The sequence below is a fragment of the Mesorhizobium sp. EU05-FHT14A09 genome (assembly GCF_058790995.1).
This window is the reverse complement of sequence record NZ_JBYTDF010000004.1, coordinates 208061-232166: the sequence shown is the minus strand read 5'-3', so window position 1 is coordinate 232166 and position 24106 is coordinate 208061. Positions and strand designations below refer to the sequence as shown.

Sequence of the window (24106 nt, the reverse complement as noted above, 5' to 3'; positions counted from 1 at the left end):
GCTGCTCCGCTGCCTGCCGGCGGAGCAGCGTTGCCTATCGTGGGCGAAAAATCCTGGAAAGGCTTGCATCATGACGGGAACATCACAGGGGTCGGCCTCTGCACGTGAGCTTGTGCTCAGCCTGCGCGGCATCTCCAAGCAATTCGGTGCCGTATCGGCGCTGACCGACATCGATCTCGACGTTCATGCCGGCGAAGTCGTGGCGCTTGTCGGCGACAACGGCGCCGGCAAGTCGACGCTGGTCAAAGTGCTTGCCGGCGTGCACCAGCCAACGTCGGGCACCATCACCTTCAAGGGCGAACCGGTCGTCCTCTCCGATCCGGCAACCGCACTCGACCTTGGCATCGCCACCGTCTTCCAGGATCTCGCATTGTGCGAAAACCTCGACGTGGTCGCCAACATCTTTCTCGGCAAGGAGCTCAGCCCGATGCGGCTGGACGAGGTGTCGATGGAGATCAAGGCCTGGAAATTGCTCAACGAGCTGTCGGCGCGCATTCCCAGCGTGCGCGAGCCGATCGCCTCCCTTTCGGGTGGTCAACGCCAGACCGTGGCGATCGCGCGATCGCTGCTGCTCGATCCGAAATTGATCATGCTCGACGAGCCGACCGCGGCGCTCGGTGTCGCCCAGACGGCGGAAGTGCTCGATCTGATCGAGCGGGTGCGCGAGCGCGGCCTCGGCGTGATCATGATCAGCCACAACATGGAAGACGTCCGTGCCGTCGCCGACCGCATCGTCGTGCTGAGGCTTGGCAAGAACAACGGCGTCTTCCTTCCCGATGCGTCCAACCAGGAACTGGTCAGCGCGATCACCGGCGCCGAGAACAATTCTGTTTCCCGCCGGGCCAGCCGTCGCGCGCAAGCTCAGGAGAGCCAGCCATGACCGACAAAACCCCGCAAACTGCGCCCCAGCTTCTCGACCGCGCCGACGTGCGCGTGAAACATGCCGAAGGGCTTGGCGGTGCCGTCAGTGCCTTCTTCGACCGCGTGCGGTCGGGCGACCTCGGCTCGCTGCCGGTGATCGTCGGCCTCGCCATCATCTGGACGGTGTTCCAGAGCCTGAACCCGGTGTTCCTGTCGGCCAACAATCTGGTCAATCTTCTGTTCGATTGCTCGACCGTTGGCGTCATCGCGCTTGGTATCGTCTGTATCCTCATGCTGGGCGAAATCGATCTTTCGGTCGGTTCGGTCAGCGGGTTCGCATCCGCCCTGGTCGGCGTGTTGTGGGTGAACCAGGGCTGGCCGGTCGGTTTCGCCATCGTCACCGCCATGGCGGCGGGAGCGGTGATCGGGCTTGTCTACGCGCTGCTGTTCAACCGCTTCGGCATGCCGAGTTTCGTCTCGACGCTGGCCGGCCTGCTCGCCGTGCTTGGCCTGCAGCTCTATCTGCTGGGATCTACCGGCTCGATCAACCTGCCATATGAATCCGCGCTGGTGAATTTCGGCCAGCTGATGGTGATGCCGGCCTGGGTCTCTTACGGGCTGGCGGCGATTGCCGGCATCGGCGTGTTCTGGACCGGCTATCGCGAGGCTGCCCGGCGCCGTGAGGCGGGACTTTCAGCGCAATCGACGGCCAGCCTGCTGGTCCGCGCCATCGCTATCATCGTCGTGCTGGAGTCGATCGTTTTCTACCTCAACAGCTCGCGCGGCATTCCTTGGATGTTCGGCCTGTTCGTCGGCCTCGTCGTGGCGATGAATTACGCGCTCAAGCGTACCAAATGGGGCCGCTCGATGCATGCCGTCGGCGGCAACCGTGAGGCTGCCCGGCGTTCCGGCATCGATGTGCGCTTCATCTACACCACCGCTTTCATGCTGTGTTCGACACTGGCGGCCACCGGCGGCATCCTGGCTGCGGCGCGTCTTGCCTCGTCCAGCCAGCAGGCCGGAACCGGTGACGTCAATCTCAATGCGATCGCGGCGGCGGTGATCGGCGGCACCAGCCTGTTCGGCGGTCGCGGCAGCGCCTATTCGGCCCTGCTTGGCATCATCGTCATCCAGTCGATCGCCAGTGGTTTGACGCTGCTCGATCTGTCTTCGTCGCTTCGTTACATGATCACCGGCGCCGTCCTGGCAATCGCTGTGATCGTCGACTCGCTGGCACGCAGGTCTCGTGTCTCGCACGGTCGCGCCTGATCTGGAGCGTTTCCGTTTTCACGGAAACGCTCTCGTTTTCTTTTTACGCAATTCCAGACGCAAAACCGCGACGCACTTTTCCTGGAATTGCTCGACTCCCAAGCAAACCAAGCAGAACAAGAGGCAGAGATGGCTCAGGACCTTACCGGAAAAGTCGCGGCGATCACCGGCGCTGCATCGGGCATCGGCCTGGAGTGCGCCAGGCATCTGGTCGCGGCCGGCGTGCGGGTCGGGCTCGTCGACCGCAATCAGGATGCGCTAAAAGCCGTCTGCGAGGACCTTGGGCCGCAGGCATTCCCCGTGGTGATCGACCTGATCGACCCGACAAGCGTGGCCGGCATGATGCCGCAGATCCTGGACAAGGCCGGTCAGCTCGACATCTTCCACGCCAATGCCGGTTCATACGTCGGCGGCGAGGTGCTGGATGGAGACCCGGATGCCTGGGACCGCGTGCTGAACCTCAACATCAACGCGGCGTTCCGCTCCATCCACGCGGTGTTGCCGCACATGGTCGAGCGCAAGACCGGCGATGTCGTCGTCACCAGCTCGATCGCCGGTCTTGTGCCTGTGGTATGGGAGCCGATCTACACGGCTTCCAAGCATGCCATCCAGGCCTTTGTGCACACGCTGCGCCGCCAGGTGGCCAAGCATGGCCTGCGTGTCGGCGCAGTCGCTCCGGGGCCGGTGGTGACAGCGCTGATCAGCGACTGGCCAAAGCAGAAACTGGAGGATGAGCTTGCCGCCGGCGGCTTGATGCAGCCGGTGGAGGTGGCCGAGGCGGTGATGTTCATGCTGACCAGGCCACGCAACATCACCATTCGCGACCTGGTGATCCTGCCGCAGAGCAACGATCTCTGACATCGACCGCCGCCGGCTTATGCGCCGGCGTTGTTTCCCTTTCTCGGCTCACGGGTAATCGCATGACTTCGGCAAAACACTTCATCGGCATCGATGTCGGCACGGGTAGCGCGCGCGCAGGCGTGTTCGATGCGCGCGGCGCCATGCTTGCCTCTGCCAAGCGCGACATTGCGCTGTTTCGCGAGGCAGGGGACATCGTCGAGCAATCGAGCAACGACATCTGGCAGGCGGTGGCTGACTGCACGCGGGAAGCCGTCACCAAAGCTGGTGTGCCGGCGGCGTCGATTGCGGGTATCGGCTATGACGCGACCTGCTCGCTGGTGGTGTTGGGGGAGAATGGAGCGCCGCTTTCCGTCGGGCCGACTGGAGAGGCCGAGCGCAACATCATCGTCTGGATGGATCATCGCGCCACCGAGCAGGCTTCGCGCATCAACCGCACTGGCGAGGCGGTGCTGAACTATGTCGGTGGTGCCATCTCGCCGGAGATGGAGACGCCGAAACTGCTATGGCTGGCCGAACACAAGCCGGAGACCTTTGCACGTGCCTGGCAGTTCATGGACCTGACCGATTTCCTGACCTGGAAGTCGACGGGCAGCCTTGCACGATCCGCCTGCACCGTCACCTGCAAGTGGACCTACCTGGCGCATCAGCAGCGCTGGGACGAAGGCTATTTCCGTACCGTCGGCCTTGGCGCGCTGGCCGACGAGCAGTTCCGCCGCATCGGCACGGATGTCGTGCCGGCGGGTACGGCGCTGGGCAAGGGGTTGACGTCCGAAGCCGCGCATGACCTCGGCCTTGTCGAAGGCACGCCGGTGGCGGCCGGTCTCATCGACGCCCATGCCGGCGGCATCGGCACGGTGGGTGCACGCGGAAGTGCGGGAAGCGTACTGACGCGCATGGCCTACGTGTTCGGTACGTCGGCCTGTACCATGTCGACAACCGTCGATCCGGCATTCGTCGATGGCGTTTGGGGGCCGTATTTCTCGGCGATGGTGCCGGGGCTGTGGTTGAACGAAGGCGGTCAGTCTGCCGCGGGTGCCGCGATCGATCATCTGGTGCGCATGCACCCGGCTTCCGCCGAGGCGGAGGCGCAAGCCAGGATGGCAGGGACGAGCCTCAGCCAGTGGCTCGCAACGAAGGCTGTAGAACTTGGAGGGGCCGGAAATGCGCCAGAGCTGATGGGCAAACTGCATGTCGTGCCGGAATTCCTCGGCAACCGCGCGCCATTTGCCGATCCCGAAGCGCTCGGCGTGATCGCCGGCATCGGCATGGACACCAGCCTGAGCGGGTTGATTGGGCTTTACCTGGCCGGCATCTGCGGTCTTGGCTATGGCGCCCGCCAGATCGTCGGCGTCCTCGCCGAGAAGGGTGTTGTTACCGACACCATCGTTGTCAGTGGCGGCGCCGGGCAGAGCCCGCTGGTGCGCCAGCTTCTGGCCGATACGATCGGGCTGGTGGTTGCAGCTTCGACCTCGCCGGAACCGGTCCTGCTCGGTTCTGCCATCCTGGGCGCCGTCGCGTCGGACGATTACCCAGACATGGCGTCGGCCATGGCCGCGATGTCGGAGCTTGGCGAAATCTACCAGCCCAACACGGCGCCTGCCGGATGGCACGCAAACCGTTTCCAGGCGTTCGAATTGCTGCAGAAAGCGGGCAGGGCGGTTCGTGGCGACGCATAGCTTCGTTCCCGCCGGCGGCGGGGATGGCGCCTGACCATTCTTGGGTCTATTCCTCTTCCCACCATATGCGGCGGATGGACTTTTTCCCGGCCGATGGCGTAAGACGCTGCCGCACTGGAATGCACGAAGGCAGACCGTCATCGACATGCGCCGGCTTCGGGGGAACGAGACATGACCGCAGACAATGGCATCGCAACGGCTCAGGCGGCGGAAGCGCTGCCTTTGTTCTACACCAACCCCGAGGCGATGAATCCCGACCGCCATGGTTCGCTGGGGCTCGCCGCGCGTGTTGATTTCACATTCACGCGCGCTGCGCATGCGCTGCCCGTGGTGACAGGCGAGATGCCGGCGGCCATGCGTTCCTACCCGATCGTCTTCGTTGGCCCGAGCAACCAGCCGGTCGTCATCACGGGTCTCAGGCAAGGCGAGAACCTGTTCGTCGACAAGGACGGCCAGTGGGCCAAGCCGCACTACATCCCCGCTTATGTTCGCCGCTATCCGTTCATCCTCGCCGACGATGGCGGACAAGGCAGCGGGCGGCTTGCCTTGTGTGTCGACCGGGCCAGCGACCGAGTGGTCGAGCAGGTCGTCGCTGCTGCGCGCGGCGACAAGGCTGTTCCTTTCTTCGCGGGAGCGGAGGCCACCGAGGCGACCAAGCAGGCGCTCGCCTTCTGCAATCAGTATCAGATGGATTTCGCGGCCACCCACGCGATGGTCGAAAAGATCGCCGCGCACGGGCTTTTCGTCGAACGCCGCAGCACGGTGACGCTGGAGAACGGCGAGGTTCTGAACCTTACCGACTTCAAGATCATCGATGAAGACGCCTTCAACAAGCTGAGCGACGAGGCCTTCCTCGACCTCAGGAAATCCGGCGCGCTGACGCTGGTCTATTGCCATCTTGCATCGACCAACAGCTGGAGCTCGCTGATCCATCAGGCGGCATTGCAGAAAGCCTGAGGAGGTCGGCTCTGGCCGGCTCTGCGATTTCCGTTCGCGCAGGGGCGGCCTGTTCCGGCGCGCTTCCCAAGATCGTCCTGAACGCTCCATCGGAGCGCTCAGGGTCGACCCAGCCGACAATGAATGTGCGGGCCACGGGGCAGCACATTCATTTCGAGCATCGGACAACCGTCTGAAAACCAACGTCAATGTCCGCCCCTGAGGGGGAGTTCAAGGGCATTGCTCCCTCGTTTCTAGCAGAAAATACACCTTAAGATTGCACATGGCTGATATTCACAATCATAGGATCAGAGGTGATCTTCCGTTCGCTGTACGAGTGTGAAGCAACCTCCAAAGCGGCCAAATTAAGCCATTCTGCGTGCTGCGATTTTCGGCCTGAAAGCCCGAATTCCGGCGGCATTGGGCGCGCCCACATTTCCCGCAAGCCATTATGTTAAAACGATTTTTTCGTCGGAACGGTCTTTTTCACGGTTGACGCGGGGCCGCTTCACTCATACCCATAAATCAAATTGATTTATTCTATCCGCCAACAAGAGCGGAAGGGTCAATTCCAACCAAGGGGAACCAAAACATGCGTGCCAACAGGACGAATCCGTCTTCTTTCCACCGGGCCGTGTCGCTGCGGCGTCTGTTCGCCGGCGCTGCCTTCGCAGCGCTGTCCGTTTCTGCCGGGCTGACCGCCCAATCGACCCCCGCATCCGCCGAAGCCGTGCTCTCCATGCACATCGAGGAGCAGACCAGCTGGGTGCAGAACTTCAATCCGTTCGATCTCGGCGGACGTCGCCAGAGCACGATGGATTTCATCTACGAGCCTCTGGTCATCTTCAACGACTATGACGGCGGCAAGCCGATCTGGCGTCTCGCCACGGCCTACAAATTCTCCGACGACCTGAAGTCTATCACCTACACGCTGCGCGATGGCGTGAAGTGGTCCGACGGCAAGCCGCTGACTTCGGCAGACATGAAGTTCACGCTGGAATTGATGCTGAAGAATCCGGCGGTAGACACGGTCGGCGTCGGTGAAACCGTCGCCTCCGTCGAGGCGCCATCGCCGACCGAGATCAAGATCAACCTCAAGGCCGTCGATACGCATTTTCCCGAAACGCTGGCCGATTTCCCAGTGGTGCCGGAGCATATCTGGAAGGATGTGAAGGATCCGCTGGCGTTCAAGAACGAGAAGCCGGTTGGTTCCGGGCCGATGACCGAAGTCCGGCGCTTCACGCCGCAGGTCTACGAACAGTGCCGCAACCCCAATTACTGGGACTCCGCCAACCTCAAGGTCGATTGCCTGAAGCTGCCGCAGATCTCGGGCAACGACCAGATGCTGGCGCTGCTCCCTGAAGGCACGATGGACTGGATCGGCTCGTTTATCCCGCAGATCGACAAAACCTATGTCGCGCTCGACGCGAAGAACAATGGCTACTGGCAGCCACCCGCCGAAACGGTGGCCTTCCAGATGAACTTCAAGACCAAGAACCCTGGCAATGCCGAGGCCTTCGCCGACGTCAATTTCCGCCATGCCTTCTCGCTGGCGATGGACCGCACCTCGATGGTCGACATTGCCGGCTTCGGATATCCGGTGGTGAACCTGCATGCATCCGGCCTGCCGCCGCGCTTCGACAGCTGGCGCAACAAGGCTGCCGAGGGCGAGCTCGACGTGTGGATGGCCTACGACGTCGACAAGGCCAACAAGGTGCTCGACGATGCCGGCTACAAGAAGGGCGCTGACGGTTTCCGCACCACGCCGAAAGGACAGCCGATCGCCTTCTCCATTGCCGTACCGAACGGCTGGACGGACTGGATCGATGCCGTGCAGATCGGCGTCGAGGGGCTGCGCAAGATCGGCGTCAACGCTTCGGTGGCGACGCCGGAATATGAGCAGTGGCAGAAGCAGATTCTCGACGGTACGCTGGACGCCGTGATGAATTCCCGCGCCGACGGGCCGACGCCTTTCCGCGGCTACTACCAGTCGCTGTCGACGCCGTTCGCCGGCCGCATCACCTCGGCGCCTTCGCGCTATTCCAATCCGGAACTGGACAAGGTCTTCGACGCCTATCGCAAGGCGACTTCGGAAGAGGAGCGTCACAAGCTCTTCAACGAAGTGCAACTGATCGTGGCCAAGGAATTCCCGGTGGTGCCGGTGTTCAACGGGCCGACCTGGTTCCAGTATTCGACCAAGCGCTTCACCGGCTGGGTGACCAAGGACGAGCCGGTGATGAACCCGGAAGACCACGACAACAATCGCCTGCGGCTTGTGCATCTGCTGCGGCTGAAGCCAGTGCAGTAATCGGGAGGGATCGGCGACGGGATAGCGGCGATGCGTATACCTCTTCGACGGCTCGGGGTTTATCTGGCCGCTTTCCTGTTTGCCGTCGTGGTCAACTTCACGCTTCCCCGGCTGATGCCGGGGAGCCCGGTCGACAGCATGATCGCCCAGCTCGGGCCGCGCGCCACGCCGGCGGCGATCGAGGCGATCAAGGCCCGCTTCGGCGCCGTGGAGCAGCCGATATGGTCGCAGTTCCTTGACTATCTGAAGGGGCTGGCCACTTTCGATCTCGGCGTGTCGGTCAAATATTATCCGCAGACCGTCACCGAGGTTCTGGCCCGCTCGGCCGGCTGGACCGCTTTCCTGGTCTCCACAGCAATCGTTTTCTCGCTCTGCGTCGGCGTCTCCCTCGGCGCAGTGGCAGCCTGGCGGCGAGGCGGGCGCTTCGATGCGTTCGTCTCGCCCTTTTCTGTCGTGCTGATCGCGGTGCCGCCGGTCATCATCGCGCTCGCCACGCTGTTCACCTTCGGCGTGACGTTGCGATGGTTCCCGGTGGGCTACGCCTATGACCCGAGCCTCGACCCGGGCATCAATTTCACCTTCTTCAGCTCGGTGTTCTGGCACGCCATCATGCCGGTGCTGACGCTTTCGCCTTACATGATCGGCGAATTCCAGACGACGATGCGTTCCTCCATGATCTCGGTGCTGGGCGAGGACTATGTCACGATGGGGCGGGCGAAAGGGCTCGGCAACACCGCGGTGATGTTCAGCTATGCGGCACGCAACGCCATGCTGCCGGTGATGACCAATCTTGCGCTTATGCTGGGCGCCGTGTTTGGCGGTTCGATCGTCACCGAGATCGTCTTCAACTATCCTGGGCTTGGCCTGACCCTGTTCACCGCGAGCGTCGCGCGCGACTATCCGGTGATCCAGGGACAGTTGCTGCTGATGACGATGGCCACGCTCGGTGCCAACCTGCTGGTCGACATGCTCTACGGCGTGGTTGACCCCAGGGTACAGGAGGGACGGACATGAGCTCGGGTCTCAGACTGTTCCTGCGCCAGAAGAAGGCGGTGGCCGGCTTCATCATCATAACGGCGCTTTGCCTGATGGCCTTGTTTGCGCCTGTGCTAGCGCCCGGCGATCCCGCCCAGCGCGTCGGCCGTTCCCATCAACCGCCGACAGCCGAGCATGTCTTCGGCACCACCAAGATGGGTCGTGACGTCTATGCGCAGTTCGTCTGGGGCGCGCGGCCATCGCTGGCGGTTGGCTTCGCCACGGGCCTGGCGATCACGGCGCTCGGCACCGCGATCGGACTGATCGCCGGCTATTTCGGCGGCCGCACCGACGCAGTCCTCGACCTGACCACCAATGCTGTGCTGGTCATTCCCAACATCCCGCTGCTGATCCTGCTTGCATCCTTTGCGGGTACCGTCGGGCCGATGGCGATCATGGCCATCATCGCGTTGACATCGTGGCCTTGGGGCGCTCGCATGACGCGGGCGCAGACCTTGTCGCTGAAGAACCGTGAGTTCGTTGTCGCGGCGCGCATGGTGGGCGAACCTTGGTGGCGCGTCGTCTTCGTCGAGATCCTGCCCAATCTGGTGCCGCTGATCGGTATCAACCTGGTCGGCTCGATCATCTATGCGATCGTCGCACAGACGACGCTGGAATATCTCGGTTTCGGCGACCCGTTGAATGTCACCTGGGGCACCATGCTCTACAACGCCCAGAATTCCTCGGCGATCATTGTCGGCGCCTGGTGGGACATCGGTGCACCGGCGCTCGGCATCGCCATCGTCGGATTGGGCCTGGCACTGCTGAACTTCACCTTCGACGAGATCGCCAATCCGCAACTCCGCTCCGGACCGGCGCTGAGCCGCTGGCTGCGGCTCAACCGGTTGCGGGCCCGTGAATTGAGGGCTGCCCGATGAACGCCCCGCTGCTTCAGATCCGCAACCTCGACGTCGACTACCTGACCGACGGCGGCGCATTCCGCGCCGTGAAGAACGTGTCCTTCGACATCGGGCGTGGCGAGCTGTTCGGGCTTGCCGGCGAATCCGGTTGTGGCAAGAGCACCATTGCCTACGCCATCACGCGGCTGTCGAAGCCGCCGGCCTGGGTGGCAGGCGGTCAGGTTCTGCTCGATGACCAGGATCTGCTGAAGCTGCCGGAGACGGCGCTGCAGAAGGTGCGCTGGCGGCGCATCGGCATGGTGTTCCAGAGCGCGATGAATTCGCTCAATCCGCTGATGCGGGTGGTGGCGCAGTTCCATGACGTGCTGGCCCGCCATACCGGCGCAAGCAAGGCGCAGTCGCGGGCGCGTGCCGAGGAGATGTTCAAGCTGGTCGGCATTTCGCCGACAAGACTGGACGACTATCCCTACCAATTCTCCGGCGGTATGCGGCAGCGCATCGTGATCGCCATCTGCCTCGCCCTGCGGCCTGAGCTCATCATCATGGACGAGCCGACCACTGCGCTCGATGTGGTGGTGCAGCGCGAGATCCTGGAACAGGTCATCGACCTGCAGCGCAGCCACGGTTTCTCGGTGCTGTTCATCACCCACGACCTGCATCTGATGGCGCAGCTCTGCCATCGTGTCGGCGTCATGCTGAAAGGCGAACTGGTCGAGGTTGGTGACGTGCGGCAGGTCAGCCGCGCGCCGGTGCATGAATACACGCGCAAGCTGTGGGGGGCGATCCCGCAGCTGCCCGGACACGGAGCGGCCGCATGAACGCGCAGCCGAGCCTTCCAGTTGATGGCGCCGAGGCGCTGACCGAACCCGTTGTGCGGCTTGAGCGCATCGAACGCAGTTTCGGTGCGGTGCAGGCGCTGCGTGGCGTCTCGCTGGCACTGAAGCCTGGACGGGCGCTGGCGCTGGTCGGCGAGTCCGGCTGCGGTAAGACCACCTGCGCACGCATCATCGCCCGCATGGACGAACCGACGGCCGGCAGGATGTACTTTCGTGGCGGTGACATCACTCATCCCGGCCCAAAGGCGGGTGAGGCCGCTTACAGGCGGGCTGTGCAGATGGTGTTCCAGGACCCGTTCGCTTCGCTCAATCCCGTCTTTTCAATCCAGCACCATCTGGCGCGGCCCTTGAAGCTGCATGGGCATGCCGGCGGCAAGGCCGAGATGGTTTCGGGCGTCGCTGGCCTGCTTGCCTCTGTGGGCCTCGATCCGGCGATAACGGCTGCCAAATTTCCACACGAGCTTTCCGGCGGCCAACGGCAACGCGTCAACATCGCGCGTGCTCTTGCCGTGCGGCCGGAGGTGCTGGTGGCGGATGAACCAACCTCGATGCTCGACGTGTCGATCCGGCTGGGGATTCTCGAGCTGCTGTCCAGCATCAAGCGCGAAAGACAGCTTGCGCTGCTCTACATCACCCATGACATTGCGACAGCAGCGCATGTCGCGGAGGAGGTGATCGTCATGTTCGCCGGCCAGATGGTGGAGTGGGGTGATACGGAAACGGTGATCCGGAACGCCAGGCATCCCTACACCAAGCTGTTGCTCTCGGCGGTGCCGGATCCGGATCGGCCTTTCGTGCCGGGTGACAGCGCGCGTTTCCTCGGTCATGCCGAAGAGGTACGCCGTATCAGCAGGCCGGCTTCCGACATCGTCGAGCAGGTTGGCCCCAATCATTTCATCCGCGCCCTCGGCGCGTGAACCAAATCTCCTGAAGCGGCAGAAACAGTATGGACTACCTCGTCAATCTCTCTCTCCTGAAACCGGACCCCGCGCTGGAAGAGCGCATGCAGAAAGCCGGAGTGACGATCCGCAGGGCGCTGGCCCCGGAGCTTGAACTGGTCACCGACTGGGTACGCCAGATGTTCGGCGCGGGATGGTCGAGCGAAACGGCCGTCGCCATCATGCGCCAGCCACCGACCTGTTTCCTGGCGACACGCGAAGAAAGGCTGATCGGCTTCTCCTGCCACGAGTCGATCGCGCGCGGGTTTTTCGGCCCAACCGGCGTCGACAAGGCGGCAAGAGGCCTCGGCATCGGCCATGCCTTGCTGCTCGCTTCGCTGCTCGACCTGAAAACGATGGGTTACGGTTATGGTATCATCGGCGATGTCGGACCTTCGGAATTCTACGAGCGCACGGTGGGCGCGACCATGATCCCCGACTCCGAACCCGGCATCTATGCCGGATTGTTGAAGCTGCGGTCGCGCGAATAGCGCGCTGGCTCGCCACCTCCAACGCAACGTTTGCCTGACTGAAAGTTTGACATGACCATCCAGCCGAAATCAGCCTTCCGCCTGCAGACCCATTGGACCCCTGCCGTTGACGGCGAGAGCTTGGCCTATTCGCTGACGCTGACCAATCTCTCGGCCAAGCCGGTTTCCGGCTTCAAGCTGTGCGTGAGCGGTCCCGCCCGCATCGATCCGGCAGCGGCAGTCGAGGGCGGCGTCCTGACCGCGCGGCTTTCCAACCATTCCGAACTGTCACCGCCTGACGGCTTCGTGCTGGAATCCGGAGCGTCTTGGACTGTAACCGCGCGTGGTCTGTCCTATCCGCTGCGTCACTGGACCGATGGCGCCAACACCGCCTATGTCGCCTTGGCCGATGGGACGACAGTGCCGGTTTCCGTCGCCCCGACCCAGGCCAAAGGTGACAACGCACCGCTGAAGCGTGGCGCCGAGATTTATCCCGTGCCGCATGTGGCGCCGGTGCCGGTGTCGATTGTGCCATGGCCGAACAGCGTGTCCGTATCGGGCCGCGCTGCCGTGCCGCAAGGTCTGGCGATCGAAGCCAAGGGCGAGGAGCCCAAGGCGGCCGCATCCGCCTTTGTCGAACTGGTTGAAGGGCTGTTTCCGGTGGAGGGGATCGTACGACCGGAAGGCGAAGGTGGTCTGCCGGTATCCCTCGCCCTGGCCGACGATTTCGCTCCGGAGGCCTATGCCATCCGTTTCGCCGGCGGTCGCGTGATGATCTCGGCGGCGACGCGCACCGGCCTGCTCTACGGGCTGATCACGCTGGGCCAGATCCTGCGGGGCGCACGCCATCATTCCGAGACATTCCTGTTCCCGCTGGAAGGCGAGATCAAGGACGAGCCGTCGCTTGGCTGGCGTGGCACACATCTCGACGTGGCCCGGCAGTTCTACGGCACGGCCGAGGTCAGCCGTTTCCTCAAGATATTGGCCTGGAACAAGCTCAACCGCTTCCACTGGCACCTGTCTGACGACGAAGCCTGGCGCCTGGAGATCGATGCCTATCCGGAACTGACCCGCATCGGTGCCTGGCGCGGTCACGGCCTGCCATTGCCGCCGCTGCTGGGTTCCGGCCCGGAGCGGGCCGGCGGCTATTACAGCAAGGCTTCGGTGCGCGAGATCGTTGCGCTGGCCGGTCGTGTCGGCATCCAGGTTATTCCCGAAATCGACGTTCCCGGCCATTGCTACGCGATGCTGCAGGCGATCCCCGAACTGCGCGATCCGGCCGAGCATGGCGACTATTATTCGGTGCAGGGCTTTCCTAACAACTGCCTCAACCCGGCGCGCGAGGAGACCTACCGGGTTCTCGAGACCATCCTCGACGAGGTGATCGAGCTGTTCCCATACAAGCGCATCCATGTCGGCGCCGACGAGGTGCCGATCGGCGCCTGGTCCGGCTCGCCGGAGGCTTTGGCAAGACTTGCCGAACTCGCCGGTGCCGACGTCGCGGCCGCACATGCCAAGCGCCTCAACGTCGTCACCAACCACCACGGCGCCGACGAAATCGACGGTTCGGGCGCTGCCGTGCTGCAGGCGCAGTTCCTTGCGCGTATCCAGAAATTCCTGGCCTCGCGCGGTTGCATCACCGGCGGTTGGGAAGAGGCGGCGCATGGCGATATCATCGACAAGGACAAGAGCTTCCTGAATGGCTGGCGTTCGGTCGAGGTGTCGGCAGCACTTGCCGGGCGCGGCTACGACATCGTCGTCTGTCCGGGGCAGGTCTATTATCTCGACATGGCCAACAGCCCTGCCTGGTCCGAGCCGGGTGCTGCCTGGGCCGGCTGGTCGGAACCACAGACGCTCTATGAGTTCGACCCGGTGGAGGGGTGGACCGAACAGCAGAGGAAGCACTTCCTCGGCATACAATCCTGCATCTGGTCGGAACCGATGACCGACCGCGGCGTGTTCGACCGGCTGGTGTTTCCGCGCATCTCCGCGGTGGCCGAGACGGGCTGGACCAGGCCCGAGCGCAAATCATGGGAGCGCTTCAAGGCGCTGGCCGGCTTGATGCCGATCCTCTACGGCATCACGGCCGCGGCGTGAGGTGCTGGCCTCCATCCTCGTCATGACGATGGAGGCCTCCGCGCCATGACTGTTACGGTGTTGGCCGGAAAACGCCGTCCTTGTCGCGTTTCAGCGGAGCAGTCTGCTCAGGAAGCGGGGCCCCGGGGGCGTCTATGATGGAAACACCCTGCGGCCAGTCCGACGGAGCGATCGCGACATAGCGTGCGTAGCCGCCCGAGCCGCCCTGCGGCTTGGCAAAGCCGATCGTCACCAGTGCGCCGGCCTCAGGGACCTTGTCGAGATTGGCCACGCCTTCAGCCTGGACGAAGTTGTTGTGCATCAGCCAATACTCGCCTTCCAGGGTCGGCGTGGTGTCGGTGTCGAGCGGCTCGTGACCGTGAAACAGGATCTTGCGTTCCAGATGCAGGAACTTCAGCGCGTCAAGGCTCACTCCCGGGAATGGTGCCTTGGCGAAGCGTTCCGGCTCGTTCCATTTCTTGTACCAATCGGAGCGTACGAACACGACCGAGCCCTCGGGGATGCGGCCGTGCTTCTTCTCCCATTCCTCGATGTCTGAAACCTTGAGGTGATAACCCTCGTCGGCCTTCGCCTTGGCGCTGATGTCGATCACCACCAGCGGCCGCACCGCGAATGTCGGCGGCAGGTCGCTGATGGTCGCGCCTTTCGGGTTCCAGTGCGAGGGCGGGTCGAGCTGGGTGCCGTATTGGTCGGTGGTCAGGTCGTAGGCGCTGGCGACGAAACCATGCTTCTCATAGGTGAACTCGTCACCCTTCTTGACGTAACCTTCGATGTCGGCGCCGGCCACGGCCGGCTTGAACTTCGCTGGCCCGAAGCCCGGCCAGACCGGCTGAACCGGCGCGAAGGCATGGGTCAGGTCGATGTATTTCGCCGACTTCAGCGACTGCTCGTAGAATTTCCAGAATGCCGGTTCTTCCGCCGATGCGGCGCTGCTTGCCGCGAGCACGGCGCCAAGCGCGGCGAGCCGCACAAAGCTCATTGCCTTCATGATCCTCTCCTGTCGATTTGACGAGAGCGTTCCGTTCTTTACGGAAACGCGGAAACGCTCTAAGTTTTTGTTTTCGCCGCATTTTTGTAACGCCAAGTGATTCCACTTGGCTACAAAATGCTCTAGGCAACGATCCTGCAATCCCGCCCGCACGGCAAGCATCGCAATTGCGCTTTGACGAGCCAACGCGCAAAAAACCGATGGTGCGAAGACCTTATGGCGTGAGCCTCAATCGAGCGGTTTCTGCAGCACGTCGAATTGCGGGTTGGTCTCGGAGAAGATCGGTAGCGCGGCAGCACCCAGGACAGACGTGTCCTTGCCGGCCGCGCCGATCAGGACGCGCGGCACGGTGCGCGCGCGTGTCGATGAAACCGACAGGTGCAATGGCTCGAGCCTGCTTGCCAGCAGCTCGATGACGGCAAGCGGCATGAAGCCGCCGAGCACCACCGTTTCGGGATCGAATGCTAGTTCCAGCACATCGATGGCTTGCCGTAGTGGCGCTGCCGCCTGATCGGCCCAGGCGAGCAGGCGCGCGTCGCCGGCAGCCAGCAGTTCGTCCAGCCTGTCGGGCGAAGCATGGTCGGGATCTGGCATTTCGAGGCAATCATAGGCGGCGCGCAGCGAGACGTAGCGTTCCAGGCAGCCATGCTTGCCGCAGAAGCAGGCGAGCCCGTCCGGCTTGACGATCATGTGACCGATCTCGCCGGCATTGTGACGGCTGCCCTTGTAGAGATGACCGTCGAGGAAAAGGCCGGCGCCGAGCCCCGTGCCGATGAAGAGATAGACAAAGCTGTTGAGATTCTTGGCGACGCCGTAAAGCCGCTCGCCGATGGCCGCGGCAGTCGCGTCGTTCTCGAAGGTCACCGGCAGGCCGGTCAGGCGTTCCAGCTCCAGCGCGACCGGAAAATCCTGCCAGCCGGGCAGGGCGGTCGGGCCGACCGACGTCATTCCTTCCACATCGAAGGGGCCGGGCATTGCCATGCCGATGCCGAGCAGGCGGCTGCGGTCGAAACGGAAGGACCGCACCAGTTCCTCGGTGATCGCGGCGAGCAAAGGCATCGCTTCTGCCGGCGTCGGCCTGTCGACGCTGCGCTCGATGCGCGAGCGCAAGGTGCCGGAAAGATCGGTGACGACGCCGACCGCGGTTTGATGGTCAAGCTGCAGGCCGATCGAATAGCCGCCATTCGGGTCGATCGAATAGGGTACCGCGGGCTGCCCGCGCGCGCCTTTCTGTGTCGCCTCGGCGCGGACCAGCCCGGTGCGCTCCAACTCGTCGACGATGTTGGAAATCGTCTGTGAGCTGAGCGCCGTAAGCCGCGCGATCTGGGCGCGCGAGAGCGCGCCATTGGTCCTGATCGCCTCGATGACGACGCGGCGATTGTGCGACTTGGCTTGTTCGAGATTGGTGCCTGCGACGGGTCTTCTGAGGGTCATGTGAACTCTCTACGCGAGTTCGGTCGATTATGAAGGAAAATATAAGCCAATCAACTTGATTTAATTAATTTCACATGGTCTAGTCGGCTCGGCTGTCGAGGTCGCACAGGCTGGACAGCTGCCAATCGGGAGGAATCAATGAACAGCTTCTTCAAGGGCGCGGCCTGCGGGCTTGCGCTGCTGATCCATCAGTCGCTTCCGGCTTTCGCCGAGGACGTGACGCTGAACGCCATTTTCATGAAACAGGCTGCCTACAGCGAGGATGATACCAAGGCTATGGCCAAGGCGTTCGAGGCGGCCAATCCAGGTCTCAAGGTCAATCTCGAATTCGTGCCTTACGAGGCGCTGCACGACAAGATCGTGGCAGCTCAAGGGGCAGGCTCTTCCGGATATGACGTCGTCCTTTTCGACGTGATTTGGCCACCGGAATTCGCCACCAAGGGCTTCCTGCAGGATGTCACCGCCCGCGTCCCGAAAGGTGACAGGGACAAGGTCTTCGATGGCGCGTGGACCACTGTGGATTATGATGGAAAGATCTGGGGCATGCCCTGGATCCTCGACACCAAGTACCTGTTCTACAACGAGGACATGCTGAAGCAGGCGGGCATTTCCGCCCCGCCCAAGACCTTCGAGGAACTGGCCGAGCAGGCCAAGATCATCAAGGACAAGGGCATCGCCAAATATCCGATCGTTTGGAGCTGGAGCCAGGCAGAGGCGCTGATCTGCGACTACACGTCGATGGTCGGCGGCGCCAAGGGCTCTTTCCGCCAGGACGGCAAGCTGTCCTTCGACACGGGCGGTTCGGTCGAGGCGGTCAACTACATGAAGAAGACCCTGGACGACGGCGTCACCAACCCGAATTCGCGCGAATATCTGGAAGAGGACGTGCGCAAGGTGTTCTCGGCAGGCGAGGCCGCCTTCGCGCTGAACTGGACCTACATGTTCAACATGGCCAACGACCCGAAGGAGAGCAAGGTCGCGGGTAAGGTTGGCATCGTTCCGGCCCCCGGCTTCAAGGGCAAGGCCGAAGCCTCCGCCATTAATGGCTCGATGGGCCTGGGCATTTCCGCCGGCTCCAAGCACGCCGACGAGGCCTGGAAGTTCATCACCTTCATGACCTCGCAGGAGACGCAGAACAAATACGCCAAGCTTAGCCTGCCGATCTGGAAATCGTCCTATGAGGATCCGGCCGTGACCAAGGGGCAGGAGAAGCTGATCGAAGCCGCCAAGGTTTCGCTCGGCGTGATGTTCGCGCGTCCGATGACGCCATCCTATCCGGAACTGTCGTCGATCCTGCAGAAGAACATCCAGAAGGTGCTGCTCGGCCAGGCTTCGACGGACGATGCCATGAAGGCGGCGACGAAGGCCGCCGGACGGCTGCGTTAAGCCACGCCGCTTCGAAGGGGAGAACAAAGCCGTCATGGCCTCAGCCCAACAGGACCGTACGGCTTGGTTGCTGCTTGCGCCCATGATTGCGATCATGGTGCTGGTGACGGCCTTTCCCCTGCTCAACACCTTGTGGCTGGCGTTCACCGACGCCAGCCTCACCGGCCAGGGTTATGTGTGGCAATGGGTCGGGCTGGAGAATTTCGCCTATATAATCGACGACAGCGACTTTCGCGCTGCCGTCGGACACACCGCCTATTTCACCGTGCTGTCGGTTTCCGCCGAAGTGGTGCTCGGTGTGCTGGTCGCGCTGCTGCTCAACCAGGAATTCAAAGGCCGAACCCTGGTCCGGGCGCTGCTGATCCTGCCCTGGGCGCTGCCCACGATCGTCAACGCTGTGATGTGGCGCCTGATCTACAACCCCGAATATGGCAGCCTGAATGCCCTGCTGACGCAAGTCGGCTTGCTCGATGCCTATCGCTCTTGGCTGGGCGATCCGGCCACGGCGATGAACATGGTCATTCTTGCCGACATCTGGAAGAACTACCCGCTGATCGCGCTGATCGCGCTGGCCGGTCTGCAGACGGTATCGAAGGACCTTTATGAAGCCGCGATCATGGATGGGGCGAACGCCTGGACGCGGTTCTGGAAGATTACACTGCCGGGCATCATGGGCTCGCTCAGCGTCGCCATGGTGTTGCGCGCCATCGAAGCCTTCAAGGTCTTCGACATCTTCTATGTGATGACGCGTGGCGGGCCGGCCGACTCCACCAAGACGGTGTCGTTTTTCGTCTACCAGGAATCATTCACCTATCTGCGCGCCGGCAGTGGTGCTGCCTACGCTCTGACCGTAACCGCGATGAGCGCAATGATGATTTCGGTCTATGTCGTCATGCTGATGCGGCGGGAGAAACGCTCGTGAGACGCAGCCTGACCGCCACCGTCCTGGTCTATCTCGCCGTGGCCGTGTTCGTGGCTTCCATTCTGGCGCCGGTCGCCTGGCTGTTCATCATGAGCATTTCGGACGCCAACGACCTCACCACCCTTCCGCTGCGCTGGATTCCCGAGCAGCCGGATTTCTCGCGCTACGCGCGGCTGTTTTCACTGGAGGAAGGATCGGCCGGATTGGCCTTTCTGTCGGCGCTGCGCAATTCGGTGATCGTCGCCGTCAGTGCCACGGTGATCGCGCTCGCCGCCGGCATTCCCGCGGCCTATTCCTTCTCGCGCTTTCCTGGCCGCATGCCGCTGCTTTATGCGGTGATCGTCACCTACATGATGCCGCCGGTGGCGCTGATCCTGCCGCTCTACAAGGTGTTTTCCGCGCTGGGCCTACTCAACAATGTCACTTCGCTCATCATCGTCTACTGCACCATCCTTCTGCCTTTCGTGACCTGGCTGATGAAGTCGGGTTTCGACAGCGTGCCGGTGGAGATCGAGCAGGCCGCCTCGATCGATGGGGCAAATCTGTTCCAGATCCTGACGCGCATCACCTTGCCGGTGGCGGCCGCCTCGACCGGAGCGGCTGCGCTGTTTGCACTGCTGCTTGCCTGGGACGAGTTCTTCTATGCGCTGCTCTACACGAGCGACACGCGCGCCAAGACCCTGCCGGTAGCGATCGCCGACTTCGCGGCTGGTCGCGCCACCGACTATGGACTGATATCGGCGGTCGGTCTTCTGGCGGCGCTGCCGCCGGTGCTGATCGGCTTCTTCCTGCAGAAATCATTGCTCTCCGGCCTGTCTGCCGGCAGCGTGAAAGGCTGACCATGGCGACGGAGACAACAAGCGGCAAGGGGCTCGCATTGCTGCAGGCCGAGATGGCGCGACAAGGTGCTGATGCGGTTGCTTCGCTGACATCGAATGAAACAATGGCGGCTCAAGTGGCTGCCAGCATCGCGCGCACTGGCCGGCTGGTCCTGATCGGCATGGGCGCGTCGCACTATGCCAATCGCGTGGTTGAGACGTGCTGGCGCCGGCTTGGAGTCGATTGCCGGGCCGAGACGGCAGGCGATGCATTGCTGCAAGGCCCGCCGCCGAAGTCGTGCACGATCGTGCTGGTTTCGCAATCGGGTGAATCCGGAGAGATCCTGCAGTTGCTGGATCTTCTGCCGCGTGGCGTCGACCTGTTTGGCATGACGCTGGCGGCGCAGAGCACGCTTGGGCGCGTCTTGCCATGCCTTATCGGCACGGGCGGCCAGGAGGTGGCGTTCGCGGCGACGCGTAGCCTCACCGTCACGCTTGCGCTGCATGCGGCAATCCTCGCGGCGGCGGGTAATGACATCGGCGATTTTGCGATTGCCCTTGCTGCATCACCTGGGCCCGTGTCCGACGAGGCCCTCGAGGCGTTGGTACGGAAGAATTCCGTCATCATCGCCGGGCGAGGCGAATTGCGCGGGCTAGCGGAAGCCAATGGCCTGATGCTGATGGAGCTGGCCCGCATCCCGGCATTCGGCTTCGAATTCGGCCAGTTCCGTCACGGCCCGCTGGAGGCTTTGGCACCTGATCTGGGCGTGCTTCTGCTGCGGGGTGCAGGTGTGCTCAGCGCTGGTACGGCGACGCTCGCCAAGGCCGCGCTTGGTGCTGGGACCATTCCGGTGATCTTCGATTGCAGCGGTGAGGCGCCGATCGAAGGCACCATGACCGTTGCATTTCCTCGCGGCAACGGGCTCTGCGCCGTCGCCACGATGCTGCCTGCCTTGCAAAAGCTCATCATTGCCGTTTCCGGCCGCAAGGTTGCGGGCGTCGGCGAACCGGTGCGCTCGACGAAAGTAACTGGAATTGACCATGAAGCATGAACGTCCACACCCTCCTGAGGGACCCTCCATCCATGTCATCGGTGGCGTCATGGTCGATCTGATCATGGGACCGGTAACGCCCTGGCCCCGGCCGGGAACGGAAACCTTCGTCGATCATTCCGAACTGCGGGCCGGCGGGCCGGCAGGCAATACCGGGCTGGCGCTCAAGGCATTGGACGTGCCGCATCACATCGTCTGCAATGTCGGCAACGATATGTTCGGCGCCTGGCTGGTGGAGACGTTCGGCGAGGTGGCCCGCACCTGGCCCCAGGTGGCAGCCCCGACGGCGCTATCGGTCGGTGTCGAGCATCCGGGTGGCGAGAGATCGTTTCTCACCACTGCCGGCAATCTCGCGGTGCAGACACCGGAAAGCATGCTGGCCATGTTGCCGGAGAAGGCATCCGCCGGCGACATCGCGCTGCTGACCGGCTCTTTTCTTTACCTCGATCTGATCGATGCCTTCGAGACGATGCTGGCGGCGATCTCCGCACGCGGGTTTGCGGTCGCCCTCGATACCGGCTGGCCTTCGAACGGCTGGACCGATGCGATCAAGGCGTCCACCGTCGCCTGTCTCGCGCATTGCGACCATGTGCTGCTGAACGAGATCGAGAGCCTGTCCTTGTCCGGTGAGAAGACTGTGGAAGCGGCTGCGGGTTGGCTCGCGAGGCACGCCAAACCCGGCGCCATCGTCGTCGTCAAGCGCGGTGGCGATGGCGCTTTCGCCTGGCGCGACGGCAAGGTCACGCATGTGCCGGCACCGGCCGTCACCGTGATCGACACCACCGGTGCGGGCGACACCTTCAACGCAGGCTATCTCGGCGCTTTGCTGGAGGGTGCTTTGCTGGAAGATGCGTTGCGGGCCGGCGTTGCGGTGGCTTCTGCGGCCATCGCCTCCTCACCACGACGTTACGTTTCACTGGACGTGGCGCTGAGCTGAAGTCTTCTCATGGCTGACGCCTTGACATGCCGGCCAAGCCCAGACTTGTTGGGCGGGTGATGCGGGCCTGCTTGTTGGCCTGGTGCCGACAAGGAACAGCATGCGCGCGGCCAAGGGGAAGGCAGAAAGCGACAATCGCGTCGGAAAGGCGAAGCCCACCGTGCGTCGGGCGGGTTCCAGCGTGCACGTGCATGTCGCCAACGAGATCGGCCTCGCCATCGTGCGCGGTGACTATCCGCCCGGCACCATCCTGCCCAACGAAACCAAATGGGCCGAAACCTTCAACGTCAGCCGCTCGGCGGTGCGGGAGGCGATCAAGATGCTGATGGCCAAGAGCCTGCTTGCATCTCGCCCTAAAGTTGGTAGCCGGGTTGAACCGCGCGAACGCTGGAACCTGCTCGACCGGGATGTGCTGGGCTGGTACGCGACCTCGCCGGACCGCGGCGCTTTCCTGCGCACGGTGCAGGAATTCCGTCACCTGATCGAGCCTGAGGCCACGGCGTTCGCCGCCATGCGCAGGACCGAAGAGCAGATGGAGGAGATTTCGCGGGCCTGCCGCGACATGAACGACGCTGCAACACTGGAAGAACGCACGCGCGCCGACACGCGCTTTCACCTTGCCATCCTGCGCGCGTCCGGCAACGACCTGCTGGTGCCGCTCGGTGTGCTGATCGAGCAGGCTTTCGACCATTTGTTCGTGCATGTAACGCGTGAAGGCGACGACCTCGAGACCGCTCAGAAACTGCATGAGCTGATCGAAAAGAACATCCGCCAGCAGCGCCCGGATGCAGCGCGTGCGGCGGTCCGCAAGCTGCTCGCCAACACCGACAAGGTGGTGGGGCGCGAACCACAATGAGCCTGACGACATGACGCAACGCCCGAACGTGCTTCTGATCTGCGCCGACCAGTGGCGCGGCGACTGTCTGTCGATCCTTGGCCATCCCAATGTGCATACGCCAAACCTGGATGCGCTTGCCGCGGATGGTATGCTGTTTCGCAAGCATTTCGGACAGTGCACGCCGTGCGGGCCTTCGCGCACCAGCCTGCTGACCGGGCTCTATCTGATGAACCACCGATCCGGCCGAAACGGTACGCCGCTCGACGCGCGCCATACCAACGTTGCCCTGGAGGCCCGCAAGGCAGGCTACCGTCCTGCCTTGTTCGGTTATACGGACACCAGTGCCGACCCGCGTGATCTCGACGCCAACGATCCGTCGCTCAAGACCTATGAGAGCGTGATGCCCGGGTTCGAGGCCGCCCTGCATCTGCCCGACGAAATGGAAGAATGGATCGCCGATCTCCTCGCCAAGGGCTATGACCTGCCAGGCGGCCGCGCCGACGTCTTCCGGCCAAAGCCTGGCTTCGACAAGCCTGCCGATCGCGGCTTCCGCTACATTCCCACGATCTATCCGGCCGAACACAGCGAAGCGGCATTCCTGACCGGCGCTTTCCTGAAATGGCTTTCGGTGCGGTGTGACAGCCCATGGTTCGCGCATTTCGTGTTTTTGCGGCCGCATCCGCCGCTGATTGCGCCAGAGCCCTACAACGCGATGGTCGACCCGGCGGACGTAACCTTGCCGGTGCGGGCGACAAGCCTTTCCGATGAAAAGCGGCAGCATCCGATGCTCGCCTATGAGCTGGATCGGATAAGCGTGCCTGGCGGATACGACGAGCACAGCCCGTTCGATCCAGTCACCGCCAACGAACTCGAAATCCGGCAGATGCGCGCGACCTATTACGGTTTGATCGCCGAAGTCGACCACCACCTTGGCCGCATTGTCGAGCATCTGAAACGAACCGGCGAATATGACCGCACGCTGATCATCGTCACCAGCGACCATGCCGAAATGCTGGGTGAGCATCATGCCTGGGGCAAGGAGGTCTATTTCGACGGCGCCTTCCATCTGCCGCTGGTGATCCGCGATCCACGTGCCGCTGCCGATGGCGCGCGCGGCTCGATCGTGGAGACTTTCACCGAAGCCGTCGACATCATGCCGACCATTCTCGACTGGCTTGGGCTTGAAAAGCCGCGCGCCTGCGATGGCCGTTCGCTGTTGCCGCTGCTGCATGGAAACACGCCGGCTGACTGGCGAAACGCAGTGTTCTTCGAGCATGACTTCCGCACCGTGGCGACGCAGAAGGCAGAGACAACGCTCGGCATAACATCCGATCAGTGCAGCTACGCGGTGATACGCGATGAGCACTACAAATATGTGCATTTTGCCGCGCTGCCGCCGCTGCTGTTCGACCTGGTCGAGGACCCGCATGAGACGACCAATCTGGCCGGACTGCCTGAAATGGCGGCAAGGGTGCTGCGCTATGCGCAGAAGATGCTCGACTGGCGACTGACCCATGCCGAGCGTACGCTGACCAACATGATGATCACCGAAAGCGGTGTCGTATCGCGGCCTTGAGGCACCAG

General features: G+C 63.0%; 21 protein-coding genes. 19 read left to right on the top strand and 2 right to left on the bottom strand.

Going from position 1 to position 24106, the window contains the following annotated elements; genetic code table 11:
- Positions 1–70 precede the first annotated feature (70 nt).
- From AC3WTO_RS16185 to AC3WTO_RS16130, 12 genes are all read left to right on the top strand, one after another.
- A complete protein-coding gene (locus tag AC3WTO_RS16185; protein ID WP_492461765.1) occupies positions 71–880 on the top strand; it encodes an ATP-binding cassette domain-containing protein in 810 nt (269 codons plus the stop codon).
- The gene (locus AC3WTO_RS16180; protein ID WP_492461764.1) at positions 877–2130 is read left to right on the top strand and encodes a sugar ABC transporter permease; all 1254 of its coding nucleotides are present in this window, start codon (positions 877–879) and stop codon (positions 2128–2130) included. Before AC3WTO_RS16185 ends, AC3WTO_RS16180 begins: the two co-directional genes overlap by 4 nt.
- Positions 2131–2259: 129 nt before the next feature.
- Positions 2260–2988, top strand: coding sequence for an SDR family oxidoreductase (locus tag AC3WTO_RS16175; protein ID WP_492461763.1), 729 nt, complete (start codon positions 2260–2262; stop codon positions 2986–2988).
- 62 nt (positions 2989–3050) lie between these two features.
- Positions 3051–4667, top strand: a complete 1617-nt coding sequence (locus tag AC3WTO_RS16170) for an FGGY-family carbohydrate kinase (protein ID WP_492461762.1) — start codon at positions 3051–3053, stop codon at positions 4665–4667.
- 171 nt (positions 4668–4838) lie between these two features.
- Entirely contained in the window at positions 4839–5624 is a 786-nt protein-coding gene (locus AC3WTO_RS16165; RefSeq protein ID WP_492461761.1) for a SapC family protein, read from the top strand.
- Between the two features lie 571 nt (positions 5625–6195).
- Positions 6196–7911: an ABC transporter substrate-binding protein gene (locus AC3WTO_RS16160; RefSeq protein ID WP_492461760.1), complete on the top strand. Its 1716-nt coding sequence runs from the start codon at positions 6196–6198 to the stop codon at positions 7909–7911.
- A 30-nt stretch (positions 7912–7941) separates the two neighbouring features.
- Positions 7942–8925 (top strand): ABC transporter permease, encoded by a 984-nt coding sequence (locus AC3WTO_RS16155; protein ID WP_492461759.1) that lies wholly within the window; start codon positions 7942–7944, stop codon positions 8923–8925.
- Positions 8922–9824, top strand: coding sequence for an ABC transporter permease (locus AC3WTO_RS16150; protein ID WP_492461758.1), 903 nt, complete (start codon positions 8922–8924; stop codon positions 9822–9824). The genes AC3WTO_RS16155 and AC3WTO_RS16150 overlap by 4 nt, the downstream gene beginning before the upstream one ends.
- Positions 9821–10624, top strand: a complete 804-nt coding sequence (locus tag AC3WTO_RS16145; protein ID WP_492461757.1) for an ABC transporter ATP-binding protein — start codon at positions 9821–9823, stop codon at positions 10622–10624. The genes AC3WTO_RS16150 and AC3WTO_RS16145 overlap by 4 nt, the downstream gene beginning before the upstream one ends.
- Entirely contained in the window at positions 10621–11559 is a 939-nt protein-coding gene (locus AC3WTO_RS16140; protein ID WP_492461756.1) for an ABC transporter ATP-binding protein, read from the top strand. Before AC3WTO_RS16145 ends, AC3WTO_RS16140 begins: the two co-directional genes overlap by 4 nt.
- A 29-nt stretch (positions 11560–11588) precedes the next feature.
- Positions 11589–12071, top strand: coding sequence for a GNAT family N-acetyltransferase (locus AC3WTO_RS16135; protein ID WP_492461755.1), 483 nt, complete (start codon positions 11589–11591; stop codon positions 12069–12071).
- Between the two features lie 51 nt (positions 12072–12122).
- Entirely contained in the window at positions 12123–14147 is a 2025-nt protein-coding gene (locus AC3WTO_RS16130; RefSeq protein WP_492461754.1) for a beta-N-acetylhexosaminidase, read from the top strand.
- A 52-nt stretch (positions 14148–14199) separates the two neighbouring features.
- Here AC3WTO_RS16130 and AC3WTO_RS16125 read toward each other — a convergent pair whose 3' ends face one another.
- Entirely contained in the window at positions 14200–15135 is a 936-nt protein-coding gene (locus AC3WTO_RS16125) for a cyclase family protein (protein ID WP_492461753.1), read from the bottom strand.
- A 228-nt stretch (positions 15136–15363) separates the two neighbouring features.
- Positions 15364–16569: an ROK family transcriptional regulator gene (locus AC3WTO_RS16120; protein WP_492461752.1), complete on the bottom strand. Its 1206-nt coding sequence runs from the start codon at positions 16567–16569 to the stop codon at positions 15364–15366.
- A gap of 138 nt (positions 16570–16707) precedes the next feature.
- On the opposite strand from AC3WTO_RS16120, the gene AC3WTO_RS16115 reads away from it, so the two are divergent.
- The 7 genes from AC3WTO_RS16115 (at position 16708) to AC3WTO_RS16085 (ending at position 24098) form a co-directional block, all read left to right on the top strand.
- Complete coding sequence (locus tag AC3WTO_RS16115; RefSeq protein ID WP_492461751.1) at positions 16708–17955, top strand: extracellular solute-binding protein; 1248 nt, start codon at positions 16708–16710, stop codon at positions 17953–17955.
- Between the two features lie 34 nt (positions 17956–17989).
- Positions 17990–18877, top strand: coding sequence for a carbohydrate ABC transporter permease (locus AC3WTO_RS16110; protein ID WP_492461750.1), 888 nt, complete (start codon positions 17990–17992; stop codon positions 18875–18877).
- A complete protein-coding gene (locus AC3WTO_RS16105) occupies positions 18874–19716 on the top strand; it encodes a carbohydrate ABC transporter permease (RefSeq protein ID WP_492461749.1) in 843 nt (280 codons plus the stop codon). Before AC3WTO_RS16110 ends, AC3WTO_RS16105 begins: the two co-directional genes overlap by 4 nt.
- 2 nt (positions 19717–19718) lie before the next feature.
- On the top strand, positions 19719–20747 hold the full coding sequence (locus AC3WTO_RS16100; RefSeq protein WP_492461748.1) for an SIS domain-containing protein: 1029 nt from the start codon (positions 19719–19721) through the stop codon (positions 20745–20747).
- Positions 20737–21684 carry a carbohydrate kinase family protein gene (locus tag AC3WTO_RS16095; protein WP_492461747.1) on the top strand — a complete coding sequence of 316 codons (948 nt, stop codon included), beginning with the start codon at positions 20737–20739 and terminating at the stop codon, positions 21682–21684. The genes AC3WTO_RS16100 and AC3WTO_RS16095 overlap by 11 nt, the downstream gene beginning before the upstream one ends.
- 100 nt (positions 21685–21784) lie before the next feature.
- Entirely contained in the window at positions 21785–22540 is a 756-nt protein-coding gene (locus tag AC3WTO_RS16090) for a FadR/GntR family transcriptional regulator (RefSeq protein ID WP_492461746.1), read from the top strand.
- Between the two features lie 10 nt (positions 22541–22550).
- Positions 22551–24098: an alkaline phosphatase family protein gene (locus AC3WTO_RS16085; RefSeq protein WP_492461745.1), complete on the top strand. Its 1548-nt coding sequence runs from the start codon at positions 22551–22553 to the stop codon at positions 24096–24098.
- Positions 24099–24106: the final 8 nt, after the last annotated feature.

Coding starts and splice junctions, on each gene's coding strand:
- AC3WTO_RS16155 (WP_492461759.1), top strand. CDS start 7,942: ATGCGTATACCTCTTCGACGGCTCGGGGTTTATCTGGCCGCTTTCCTG.
- AC3WTO_RS16085 (WP_492461745.1), top strand. CDS start 22,551: ATGACGCAACGCCCGAACGTGCTTCTGATCTGCGCCGACCAGTGGCGC.
- AC3WTO_RS16095 (WP_492461747.1), top strand. CDS start 20,737: ATGAAGCATGAACGTCCACACCCTCCTGAGGGACCCTCCATCCATGTC.
- AC3WTO_RS16125 (WP_492461753.1), bottom strand. CDS start 15,135: ATGAAGGCAATGAGCTTTGTGCGGCTCGCCGCGCTTGGCGCCGTGCTC.
- AC3WTO_RS16120 (WP_492461752.1), bottom strand. CDS start 16,569: ATGACCCTCAGAAGACCCGTCGCAGGCACCAATCTCGAACAAGCCAAG.
- AC3WTO_RS16110 (WP_492461750.1), top strand. CDS start 17,990: ATGGCCTCAGCCCAACAGGACCGTACGGCTTGGTTGCTGCTTGCGCCC.
- AC3WTO_RS16140 (WP_492461756.1), top strand. CDS start 10,621: ATGAACGCGCAGCCGAGCCTTCCAGTTGATGGCGCCGAGGCGCTGACC.
- AC3WTO_RS16145 (WP_492461757.1), top strand. CDS start 9,821: ATGAACGCCCCGCTGCTTCAGATCCGCAACCTCGACGTCGACTACCTG.
- AC3WTO_RS16180 (WP_492461764.1), top strand. CDS start 877: ATGACCGACAAAACCCCGCAAACTGCGCCCCAGCTTCTCGACCGCGCC.
- AC3WTO_RS16135 (WP_492461755.1), top strand. CDS start 11,589: ATGGACTACCTCGTCAATCTCTCTCTCCTGAAACCGGACCCCGCGCTG.
- AC3WTO_RS16175 (WP_492461763.1), top strand. CDS start 2,260: ATGGCTCAGGACCTTACCGGAAAAGTCGCGGCGATCACCGGCGCTGCA.
- AC3WTO_RS16115 (WP_492461751.1), top strand. CDS start 16,708: ATGAACAGCTTCTTCAAGGGCGCGGCCTGCGGGCTTGCGCTGCTGATC.
- AC3WTO_RS16160 (WP_492461760.1), top strand. CDS start 6,196: ATGCGTGCCAACAGGACGAATCCGTCTTCTTTCCACCGGGCCGTGTCG.
- AC3WTO_RS16130 (WP_492461754.1), top strand. CDS start 12,123: ATGACCATCCAGCCGAAATCAGCCTTCCGCCTGCAGACCCATTGGACC.
- AC3WTO_RS16170 (WP_492461762.1), top strand. CDS start 3,051: ATGACTTCGGCAAAACACTTCATCGGCATCGATGTCGGCACGGGTAGC.
- AC3WTO_RS16165 (WP_492461761.1), top strand. CDS start 4,839: ATGACCGCAGACAATGGCATCGCAACGGCTCAGGCGGCGGAAGCGCTG.
- AC3WTO_RS16090 (WP_492461746.1), top strand. CDS start 21,785: ATGCGCGCGGCCAAGGGGAAGGCAGAAAGCGACAATCGCGTCGGAAAG.
- AC3WTO_RS16150 (WP_492461758.1), top strand. CDS start 8,922: ATGAGCTCGGGTCTCAGACTGTTCCTGCGCCAGAAGAAGGCGGTGGCC.
- AC3WTO_RS16185 (WP_492461765.1), top strand. CDS start 71: ATGACGGGAACATCACAGGGGTCGGCCTCTGCACGTGAGCTTGTGCTC.
- AC3WTO_RS16100 (WP_492461748.1), top strand. CDS start 19,719: ATGGCGACGGAGACAACAAGCGGCAAGGGGCTCGCATTGCTGCAGGCC.